General features: G+C 64.2%; 9 protein-coding genes and 1 tRNA gene. 5 read left to right on the forward strand and 5 right to left on the reverse strand.

Annotation, left to right across the window (positions count from 1 at the left end; genetic code table 11):
• Positions 1–13: 13 nt before the first annotated feature.
• Both AC0CH8_RS12420 and AC0CH8_RS12425 read right to left on the reverse strand, forming a co-directional pair.
• Positions 14–331 carry an STAS domain-containing protein gene (locus AC0CH8_RS12420; RefSeq protein ID WP_465240154.1) on the reverse strand — a complete coding sequence of 106 codons (318 nt, stop codon included), beginning with the start codon at positions 329–331 and terminating at the stop codon, positions 14–16.
• Between the two features lie 43 nt (positions 332–374).
• Complete coding sequence (locus AC0CH8_RS12425) at positions 375–1,814, reverse strand: methyl-accepting chemotaxis protein (RefSeq protein WP_465240155.1); 1,440 nt, start codon at positions 1,812–1,814, stop codon at positions 375–377.
• A 460-nt stretch (positions 1,815–2,274) separates the two neighbouring features.
• Here AC0CH8_RS12425 and AC0CH8_RS12430 point away from each other — a divergent pair, with 460 nt between their 5' ends.
• From AC0CH8_RS12430 to AC0CH8_RS12445, 4 genes are all read left to right on the forward strand, one after another.
• Positions 2,275–3,537, forward strand: coding sequence for an NF038122 family metalloprotease (locus AC0CH8_RS12430; RefSeq protein WP_465240156.1), 1,263 nt, complete (start codon positions 2,275–2,277; stop codon positions 3,535–3,537).
• A gap of 118 nt (positions 3,538–3,655) precedes the next feature.
• Positions 3,656–3,732 (forward strand) — tRNA-Arg (locus AC0CH8_RS12435).
• Between the two features lie 278 nt (positions 3,733–4,010).
• Positions 4,011–4,247 carry a DUF3253 domain-containing protein gene (locus AC0CH8_RS12440; RefSeq protein ID WP_465240157.1) on the forward strand — a complete coding sequence of 79 codons (237 nt, stop codon included), beginning with the start codon at positions 4,011–4,013 and terminating at the stop codon, positions 4,245–4,247.
• Between the two features lie 46 nt (positions 4,248–4,293).
• On the forward strand, positions 4,294–4,548 hold the full coding sequence (locus AC0CH8_RS12445; protein ID WP_204200107.1) for a hypothetical protein: 255 nt from the start codon (positions 4,294–4,296) through the stop codon (positions 4,546–4,548).
• Positions 4,549–4,706: 158 nt separating this feature from the next.
• On the opposite strand, the gene AC0CH8_RS12450 is transcribed toward AC0CH8_RS12445, so the two are convergent.
• Positions 4,707–6,302, reverse strand: a complete 1,596-nt coding sequence (locus tag AC0CH8_RS12450; RefSeq protein ID WP_465240158.1) for a Na+/H+ antiporter — start codon at positions 6,300–6,302, stop codon at positions 4,707–4,709.
• A 169-nt stretch (positions 6,303–6,471) separates the two neighbouring features.
• Positions 6,472–7,125 carry a glutathione S-transferase gene (locus AC0CH8_RS12455; RefSeq protein ID WP_465240159.1) on the reverse strand — a complete coding sequence of 218 codons (654 nt, stop codon included), beginning with the start codon at positions 7,123–7,125 and terminating at the stop codon, positions 6,472–6,474.
• Between the two features lie 41 nt (positions 7,126–7,166).
• On the opposite strand from AC0CH8_RS12455, the gene AC0CH8_RS12460 reads away from it, so the two are divergent.
• A complete protein-coding gene (locus AC0CH8_RS12460; RefSeq protein ID WP_465240160.1) occupies positions 7,167–7,796 on the forward strand; it encodes a TetR/AcrR family transcriptional regulator in 630 nt (209 codons plus the stop codon).
• 795 nt (positions 7,797–8,591) lie between these two features.
• Here AC0CH8_RS12460 and AC0CH8_RS12465 read toward each other — a convergent pair.
• Positions 8,592–10,403, reverse strand: a complete 1,812-nt coding sequence (locus tag AC0CH8_RS12465; RefSeq protein ID WP_465240161.1) for a DUF6055 domain-containing protein — start codon at positions 10,401–10,403, stop codon at positions 8,592–8,594.
• Positions 10,404–10,731: the final 328 nt, after the last annotated feature.

Raw genomic sequence — 10,731 nt, forward strand, 5'->3', positions numbered from 1 at the left:
GAACGCTCCTGGTTCAGGCGGTGACGGGGACGTGATGCCCCGTGGCGGCGGCGGGAGCGTCATGCCCCGCCAGCGGCACGAGGGTGTCGAGACCGGCGAGCGCGATCATGGCGGCCAGCGGCGGGCCGGCCGGATCGATCCGGAACACGGTACCCCCCTGCGCTGCGGCGGAGCCCGCTGCCGCCAGCACCTGAAGACAGGCGAGGCCCGCCCGTTCGACGCCGCTGCCGTCGATCAGCAGCGGTTCCGCCCCGCCAAGCGCCTGTTTCAGCGCCTGCCGCAGCGGCCCTGCGGCGGAGGTGTCGAGTATCGTGGCGAGGGTCAGGGTCATGCGACGGCTCCAGGTCGAGCGAAGTGAGGGCAGGCGGGGTCGGTCAGAATTCCGACCAGTCGCTCTCCGCCGCCACCGCCGCATTGCCACCGCCTGCCGAACGCCGCCGGACGGTGCTCCGGGCGATCTCGCGCCCGGCCTGTGCCGCGCGGGCCTGCAAGGTGTGGACGACGGGTACGCTGGACGGAGCCGCGACCGACCGGGGCGCACCGCCGAGCGTGAAGCGCGCGACTTCGCGGGCCAGCTGATCCGCCTCTTCCGCCAGGCTGCGGGCTGCCGCCGTCGCTTCCTCGACCATCGCCGCATTCTGCTGCGTGACGCCGTCCATCTCCGACACTGCGGTGTTGACCTGCTGAAGCCCTGTGGCCTGCTGTTCCGCGGACGTCGCGATCGTGCCGACCAGCACACTGATCTCGCCGATCCGGCCGATGATCCGCTGCAGGGCCTTGCCCGTCTCGCTGACCAGTTCCACGCCGACCTCGACCTGTTCGGACGAGGCCATGATCTTGGCCTTCACGTCCTTCGCGGCGTCGGCCGAGCGCTGGGCGAGCGCCCGGACTTCGGACGCCACGACCGCGAAGCCGCGACCCGCATCGCCGGCACGCGCCGCCTCGACGCCGGCGTTCAGCGCCAGCAGGTTGGTCTGGAATGCGATACCGTCGATGACGCTGATGATCTCGCTGATCTCCGCGGAGGCGCGCTCGATCCCGCTCATCGCCTCGACCGCGCGGCGGACCACGTCGCCCGACTGCTCGGCCTCGGTCCGGGCTTCGCCGACGACGGCATTGGCGCGGATCGCGCCGGCGGCGGTTTCGCGTACCGTGCCGGTGATCTCGTCCATCGCCGCGGCGGTTTCCTCCAGGCTGGCCGCCTGCTGCTCGGTGCGCTGAGACAGGTCGTCCGACGCTTGCCGGATATCGCTGGCACCGTTGTTGATGCCGCTGCTCGCATCGCTGACCGCCGTCAGTGCCGCCCCTACGGCGTCCATCGCGCGATTATAGTCGATCCGCAGCCCTTCGTAATCGGCCGGGAAAGGTTCGACGATCCGGTGGCTGAGATCGCTGATCGCCACCCTCGCCAATCCGGTGCCGAGCGCACCGACGATCAGTTCCTGTGCCTTGCCCGCCGCCTGGACCGCCTCGCCGTTCTGGCGAAACACTTCCATCGCACGGGTCATGCGACCGACGCAGTCGGTGAACTCCGTATGCGCGATCGGCGAGATGAGGTCGCCCGCGGCCAACCCCTCCATCCGCACCACCGTGCCAACGTAGGGGTCGCAGATCAGACGCTTGGCGGAGATCGCGACGATCGCCACCATTATCAGCGCGGCCGTGGCCGTACCCAGCAGCGCGGTCGAGCTCTGGGTCCCGGTCAGGGCCAGTGCCGTCGTCGCGACCGGTATCGCGGCCAGCGTGACATAGGTGACGAACAACACGTCGAACTTGCGGCGGATCGGTGCGTCGGCGCGGAACCAGGCGATCATCTCAACATCTCCTTGATCTGGAGCGACCCGGTGCGGAACGTCAGCAACCGGGAGGCCTATTCTCGCGATCTGATTAGTGGCGGCGGTGCTAACGAATGCTTAATTTGCAAGTTACTTTCAGCTGTGCAACCAAAGGATAGCCTTATCATCGGCTTAGCTGGCGTGCGCGGAGGCTGGGATCGGCTGCTTCCGTCGTGACGGCCCGGTTGGGGCGCGAATCAGCGAGTCGCCTCGTGCAGGATGAACGTCTCTGGCTGCCGCACCGACGCACGTCGGCATCCCCGGTCATCAACGACACGTCGCGGGGTTCTTCCACCGACGAAAATTGCGCGGCGAACTTTTTGCGCCGCATTATTCAAAAAGGGGCTTTCGGATGGTTAAGATACTGTTAACATAGTCCTTATCGGGCCGAAGCGGGAATAAATGCTGCAACGCCCATAGGTTGGATAAGGGGAAAGTCGTGATCCGTAAGCTACTCGTCGGTGCCGCCATGGCGACCGCATTCGTGGGCGGCCAAGCCCAGGCCGTGACTTTCAATCTCGTGAATACGGGTGGAGCGGAAGTCGGCACGCAGGCTCGTCTCGGCTTCGACATCGCCGCGGCCTATTGGTCGTCGGTCCTGACCAACGACTCCGTCGTCAACCTCAACATCGGATTCCAGTCGCTCGCCTCCGGCGTGCTGGGTTCCACCGGCAGCACGCGGGCCGATGTCCGCCTGTCGACGGTGCAGAACGCGCTGCGCAACACCGGAACGTCCGCGCTCGATCGTCAGGCGATGTCGGTGCTGGACAGCCAGATCACCAACGGTGCGATCTCCGCGATCACCAACGGCCCCGGCGCCGCAAACGGCAACGGCGTGAACACGGCGACGCTGGAATGGGATAACGACGGCAGCGAGAACAACCGTTACATCTATGGCAATACCTCGCTCTATCGCGCGATGGGCCTGACGACGGACGAGTATCAAAACACCAGCTTCGCCAACGTGTCCGACGGGTCGGTGACGTTCAGCTCCAACTTCTCGTTCGACTTCGATCCGACCGATGGCCTGACGGCCAATTCGTTCGACTTCATCGGCGTCGCCGTGCACGAGATCGGTCACGCGCTGGGCTTCGTCAGCGGTGTCGACCTGTACGACGTCTATGGCGGCCCGAACGGCCCATCGGCCGCCAGCGGCCGGACGTTCTCGTTCGACAATCCGGGCGGCGGCCTGATGTCGGTCCTCGACCTGTTCCGCTACAGCGCCGACGTTCGCGGCGTCGCGCCGGGCAGTGGCCCAGCGCTCGACTGGTCGGTGACCAACGCGAACACCATCGCGCTCGGCGGCAACCCGTACTTCTCGATCGACGGCGGCGCGACGCAGTTGTTCGGCGATTCTCGCTACTCGACCGGCCGCTACAATGGCGACGGTCAGCAGGCGTCGCACTGGAAGGACAAGGGCGGCTGCACCGGCCAGATCGGCATCATGGACCCGAACTTCTGCCGCCAGCAGGACGGCGAAGTGACGGCCAGCGATCTCGCCGCGTTCGACGCGATGGGGTGGAACATCAACTTCGACGTGCTCCGCAACCCCGGCTATCTCGCCACCACCGCCGACATGTACCGCGCCTTCAACAGCGCGGTGCCGGAACCGTCGACCTGGGCGATGATGATCGGCGGGTTCGGCATCGTCGGTGGTGCGATGCGCCGCCGCCGGTCCACGACGACGGTCACGTACGCCTGATCTGAGCGAAACCTGAAAAAAGCCGTCGATCGCCCGGTGCGATCGGCGGCTTTTTTCATGCGCGGTGACAAGGCGCTTGCACGGCTTGGCGCTCGTCGTTAGGCGCGCAGCTTCCAAAGCGCCCGTAGCTCAGCTGGATAGAGCATCAGACTACGAATCTGAGGGTCGGACGTTCGAATCGTTCCGGGCGCACCACTTCCTTTTGACGCATAAATCGGGTCGTTGGGCGGGCATGTCGCCAGCGGCGGCGAGTTCATCGATCACGTCCCGATCGCCCGGTCTTCGCAGCCCAAATCGGTCGGACCCGTAACCGGACCATCACGACCCTTTTCCCGCTTCCCGGCTTCGGACGCTCATCTATGGATTTTCGGCGTCCCGACCATCGGTCGGCATCCGAAATTCAAAGCGGCATAACATAGCTGCCGGCTCTTTCCGTGAATGGACCGGATGACGAGCGAGGAGAGGGAGTTCGCATGACCGACCCAAGGGCCACGACGCTGTCCCTGCTCGCGCGCCGGGAACCGGACGCGACCATCTGCCCGAGTGACGTGGCACGGGCGATCGCATCGGATTGGCGCGGCGCAATGCCCGCGGTCCACGCCGCGATCGATGGGCTGGTGGATGACGGGCTGGTGCGGCTGAGCTGGAAGGGACGACCGATGGCGACGCGGTCAGGACCGTACAGGATCGGCCGTCGCGGCGACGATTGACCCCCGCCCCCTCCCATGTCCGTCGCCACTCCGCTATCGCGCGGCAATGGCGAGGAAGAAGCGCTACCTGACCGCGACGATGGCCGACGGTTATGTGAAGACGATCGGCCCAACCGCCGCGCCGTTCACGCATTACTGGCGGATCGTCGCGCATCTGCACGACGGCAAGACCGAAATATTCTGGGGTCACGCCACCTCCAGAAAGGAGGCTGCCGGCAAGGAGGCACTGACAGCACAGGCGGCCCGCCGACACGGGTGGAAGCGGTTCGACTTCGAAGTCGTCGAACTCACCGAACACTGACTTCCCCGCCCTGCTGGCAGTTCGATGCGGGCGGCAAGCCTACACGAGGACCTTCAGGTTGAACTCGCCGGACCTGTTCAGGGATGTTCGGAAGATTGCGGAAGGCGCGGAGCGGCCGAATAGCGGCGAATGCGGCTCGCAGGGGGGGGGTGTCACCGTCACCCGTTTGTTGATCCCTTAGCTGCCGCCGCGGCGAGCTCCTCGAGGTCGAGGTCATGTTCGAGGTCGTGGAGCGTCTCGTCGTCGACACGCCCGGCGCGGTGCAGGCGGACCAGCTCAGCGCGGCCGGCCCTGACCGCGGCGATGATGACGTCGAAATGGCTGGCTATCGCCGCGTTGCGCTCGTCCGCCGTGCCTTCGAACGCATCCGCTGCCGTCGCGCGGGTCCGGTACCGGCGCAACAATTGTGGGTGGATGATCGTACCATCGGCCGCCACCGCCTCGCGCTCCACGGCGGCCAGCTGCGCCCGGAACAGCATCGTCTCGGCGGCATGAAGATCGAGCGGCGGTCGCGTGCTGGCGTCTTCGGATGGCTTCACCCACCGGATGACCCAGCCGAGCGACGTGCCCTGTATCAGCACCGTGACCAGGATCACTGTGAAGGCGGTGACGAGCATCAGGTCCCGCGCGGGCATGGTTTCGGGCAACGAGAGCGCGACGGCCAGCGTGACCACGCCGCGCATCCCCGCCCAGCTCATCACGACCGCCGCGCGCGGCCCAAGCGGTTGCTGCCGTGTCCAACCCATGCGGCGAACGGCCGCGACGCCGGCATCGACGCCAAAGATCCACAGGAAGCGCGCAACGACGACCGCCACGACGATGAGCAGCACGGGTTGTGCCATCGTGTCCACCACCGTGCCGAGTCCGCCGACACGGTCCAGCAATCCCCGAAGCGACAGGCCGATCAGCAGAAAGACGGCGGCTTCGAGCAGGAACACCAGCACCTGCCAGAACGCCAGCGCCCGGATGCGCACGCGCGCGTTGAAGACGACGTGCTGATACCAGCCGCAGGTCAGGCCCGCGGTAACGACCGCGATGACGCCGGAGACGTGCAGCAGCTCGCCCGCGATATAGGCGCTCCAGCAGACCAGCACCGTGGCCGCGATCATCAACGTATCGTCGCCCAGCCGACGAAGCAGGACCACCCATAGCCCCCCGATGGCCGCTCCCACCGCGATACCGCCTGCGACCAGCAGGAAAAAGGTGCCGGTCGCCGCACCCGGATGGAAGCTGCCGGTCAGCACAGCCGCCACCGCGAACCGGAACAGGACGAGCCCGGCGGCATCGTTCAACAGGCTTTCGCCTTCGAGCAGCGTCGTCAGCCGACGCGGCAGTCTGACCCGCTGCAGAACGGCGCGGGCTGATACGGCGTCGGGCGGCGACAGGATTGCACCCAGGGCGACGCAGGCAGCCCAGGGCAACTGGGGCATCAGCAGCCTGGTCACGATCGCCACGATCGCGGTGGTGAAGAAGACCGCTCCAACCGCCAGCGACAGAATGCCGGCCATGTGCCGCCGGAACGGCGCGATGGCGGTGAACCACGCGCCGTCCATCAACAGGGGCGGGAGAAAGAGGACAAGAACCAGTTCCGGATCGATCGCGATGCCCTGCACGCCGGGTACGAAGGCCACCGCGCACCCGCCGACGATCAGCGCGGCTGCGGGCGGCAACGACAGGCGACGGGCCAGATAGTGAAGCCCCAGCACCACCAGGAACATGCCGATGATCAGCTCGAAATTCGCCGCTGGATGCACGAAGCCGCCCTTTTCCTGCTCGTCCGATCGTCCTGTGCAATCTGCCCCCCTCCATCGTCAACGTGAGCGCGGAGCATATTGGGGCAGATTGCGCATCTCGTGATCGCGACGTGTGAGCCGGTGCGACGGGCGCAAGCTCGCCATTCACCAGATCCGAAGGTCCATTCCTCTACTGTTTCCGGGTCGGCTCCGACATGGTCACGCGGTTCCGGACGCTCGGGCGCTCCTGCATGCGTGCATACCAGGCGAGCAGCGCCGTGCAGTCGCCGGGTATCGGCAGATCGACGAGCCCGGCGAAGATGAGACCTCCGATCACCGTGATATCGGCCATGGAGAACGTCTCCCCGGCGACGTACGGCTGGTCCTGAAGAACGCCATCGAAATACTGCATGCCGCGAATGGCCTTATCGCGCTGCCGGAACCCCCATTCGGCGTTCTGGTAGAGTTCGACATTGGGCCCGAGCCCCGGTGTCGCGTGGTGGAAATAGACGCTGACGGCGTCCAGCAACTCGATCTCCGCTCGCTTGCTCATCATGTGGATCACGCCTTTGTCGCGCGCCGACTTGCCGGTCAGGGTGGGCATGCCGTCAAGCGCGTCGAGATATTCGGTGATTGCGGTGCATTCCGCGATCAAGGTTCCGTCGTCGAGTTCAAGCACGGGGAGCGTGCCGGAATAGTTCTTGGCGAGAAACGCCGGCGTCTTGTGCTCGCCCTTCCAGAGATCGACGGAGACGAACTCGACCTCGGACCCCAGCGTCTTCTCCGCGAGGGCGATGCGGACTCGTGCCGGGTAAGGCCCGGTGGGCCAATCATATATTTTCATGCTATCTCCTATTATCTACCTGCCAGTTGATAGGGTCTTCTATGGCTTCCATTCTCGTCGAGCAAGGCCTATCTGCCAATTGGCAGGTAAAAGGTTGGAGGATAAGTTTGAGCACAAGAGCCAAAGAGGCGATCCTCGCGGCAGCCCGCAACGCGGCGCAGGCCCACGGCTATGGGGGCCTGAATTTCCGCGCCCTCGCAACAGCCGTGGGTATCAAGGCGGCGAGCATCCACTATCATTTCCCGAGCAAGGCTTCGCTCGGGGCGGCAGTGGCGCGACGCTACTGGGAGGATACGGCTGCCGAGCTGGAGGCCATGTCCGCCGGATCAGCCGAGCCGGCCGACGGCCTCAGGCGATATCCGGATATCTTCCGCCGATCGCTGGAAAGCGGTCACCGCATGTGCCTGTGCAGCTTCATGGCTGCTGAGTTTGATGATCTGCCGGACGCGGTGAAAACGGAAGTTCAAACCTTTACCGATATCAATGTGGCATGGCTGACAAAGGCTTTGGCCGGAAAAGGCTTGGCCGGCGCCGACGACAACGAACGGCAGGCGCGTGCAATCTTCGCCGCCATCGCCGGCGCGCAGCTGGTCGCGCGAAGCCGCGCGGACATTGCTCTCTTCGACGCGCTGATCGCCAGCTACCGCAAGGCAGGCCTTCTGCCGGAGTGATCGCATGTCGAGCAATTCACGGCGCCGTTGGATTCCGTAGGGGAGAGGATCCAGACGCCGCGATTTCGCGCCCTCACCGCACGGCCGAACCGCAAGCATTCGCTCCCATCGGCTCATCGAAGGCGAGAGAACAGCTGGCAAAACGCGAAACGGCAGGACGTGGGGACGTCTCTGTCGCTTCCTGCCGCAGTGGGTGACGTCCTCGCCAAGCCGGTCGATCATGGCGGATTGGCGTCAGCCGGCCATTGGCTTCGATCGCTTGCTGGCGGCTGCCATCGTTTGCTGGTGACGATCCTGCCGCGACGGACGGCGCGTGCTCCTCAGCGATAGCGGATCAGTGACATGGCGATCGACAGCCGCAAAGAATAGCGGAAAAAAACTCGCGTCGGCCTGAACCCGGCAAGGTAAACTACCGCTGCCCGCGAAAGTACGAGTACGCGAAAGGGCCTCCCGAAGACGTCAAGGACCGCCCCATCCGGGTCATGCTAGTCGCGCAGATCATGGGCGGGTCGACTGGGCGCCCATCGTGCCGGTGACCACGCGGCCGGCTGCCCCCTAAACAACTCGCGATCGAGATGCGCGACGCGGTGCGGCTCGACCTCAAGCCATTGGCCGACCGGTCGTGGACCATCATCACCAAGCGGACTCGCTCCGCTTGGCAGCGCCTCTCGGCGTGGAGTCCGGCCTGTCTATCCAGGCCGCGGGAACAACGATGCTCCCGCGGCCCAGGCTATTAAACGAAGTAACGGATTGACATGAAAACCGCTCGTCTCAACTCAACGGCCGATTGGCACATCATGGATTGCACGGACGTGGCTGATCGGTGTTGCCGTTGAGCGTGTAGTTTACACCCCAAGTGCCAGACCTCGACTCCAGGTCGCACGCCCGAACATCGGTCACGCGTGGAACGGCGCCTTCGAGCTTGATCGAATAGGGGAACTTCGTTCCCTTCACGGGCTCCCCAAGAGTCTGCCAGCCGTTACTTTCGTAGCGATACGGCGTGGCCGTGACGGCCAGATACAGTTTCGCGTCGGTGGGCACGCCGAGTGATATGGTGCCGCTGCCCCTTCCATCCGCCCGACCGAGCGTGGAATAGCTGGCAGTGTCGCCCCCGCGAACCGCGACGATGCTGAAGCGCCACGCCGCCGAGTTGGCTGTCGTCCTGCCGGTCAGCGTCACCTTGACGGTCGATGCGTTGCTCGACAGCGGGATCAGATGGGTCCCCCATTGCAGCAATGGTCGCTCGTTCGGCGACGTATAAACGGTCGCGTCGGCAGCGTCACGCACCAGCGGTGTGTAGAAATGGCCCATATTGTGGGTGTCGCGGGTCCAGCGAAAAGCGTCGCGCAGCAACCGTTGACTCTGGAAATCCATCGTCACCAGACGCGCACCGTACCAGCCCATGTCGTTCGCAAAGGAAACGAAGCCCTCGGGGTAAGCGCCGCTAACCCGCCCTGCTTCCACCACCATCGGAAAATAATCCTTCTGAAGAGAAGACCAGGCACCCTGTCGCGCCCCAGGCTTCCAAACCCCGAACACGAGATCACGGGTGCGATCCTGTTCGAACAAAAACGACATGAACGGGTAGCTGGCATAGCGAGACACCGACCAGGTCGGCCCATTTTCAAGATTGTCGAAATAGGAATAGGCGTTGTTGATGCTGGGATTGACTTCGGCAGAATTCCAGTTCGCACCCATCTCCCAGATCGGACCCGCGTTGCCGCCCTGAAAGCCGCCGGTGTAAAACTGTATGACATGGCCGAATTCATGCGTGATGACGCCGGATCCCTTGGCCATGGCCCATGCCGAGATGCCGATGAAGGCGGCAGCCGATGCTCCGCACCCTTCGCGATCGCCACCGATGTTCGGACGCCCGGTACCGCACAGGAAGACGTTGATCTTCTTTTTGTCGGTGCTGTTGGCAAAAGGCATCGGGGCACCGACGATATCCCGATTGATATACCAAAGGCGCTCATACCATTCGGCGGTTTCCTGAAGCACCTGCTGCATGGTCCGCCCTTGCCGGGCTATGTCGCGCGCGAATTCGTAACTCTGATCCGTGCCGTTGCCGTACCAGAAGGCGAAATGCGGCGTTTCCAGAAGGTTCAGCTCCCCGCTCGCCACCAGTTCCGGCGACGTCGTACCGTTCGGCTGGTATTCGATGCGATAGGTAGCGGGATCCGGTATCGTCGGGTGCTTCGCCAGCTCGCTATCCAGGAAACTATTGTCGGCCTCGGACAGCGACTCGGTCCTGAACTTGCGGCGGCAACCATCCTCCAGTTCCAGGGTGACAGAACGGCGGGCTTCGCCATAATCCGCTCCGTAAGCCTGAACCAGCCTGGCCGAGAAGGGGGCACCGTAAGCCGAACCGGGAGATACCGATGGGTTGATCGGCTGCATCGCCTCGCGCGGGGTCCATGTCCGCAGCTCCATGCGCCCCCACGGGAAACGCGCCGATCGGCTCTGGCAGCCGACGGCGGTGGCATTCGGGGCAGCCTGCGTAAATGCCGCCAAGCTGGCGGAGGCCAGTTCCCTCGGCGTCTCCATGTCACAGCCCGTCAGGCTCAAAGCTGCAAGCGAACACGTAGCGGACAAAAATGCTTTCACGCCAACCTCCCGGTGATGATTATTATGACGCGCAAGACCGTTAAGTCGCTGATATGCGACGGAAAGATCAGACGCAGGTGCGATATTAGGCAGGACGCGGATACGATCTTGAAATTACGAAGCCCGAAATCAGACAGCAGGAACACTGCTCCCGGATAATCCACTCAGTAAATCAACGTTTATATATGGTATACTATTCATCGCACTACGCGAATGTCAAGCGACGATTTCAGATCTGAAGAAACGTTGCGTTAGGGTCAGGACTCGTTGATCACAGCCAGAAGATGACGGTGGCAGCGAGGGCCACGGCGGAGAAGAAGGCGGTTGG

Source organism: Sphingomonas sp. AC435 (assembly GCF_979253005.1).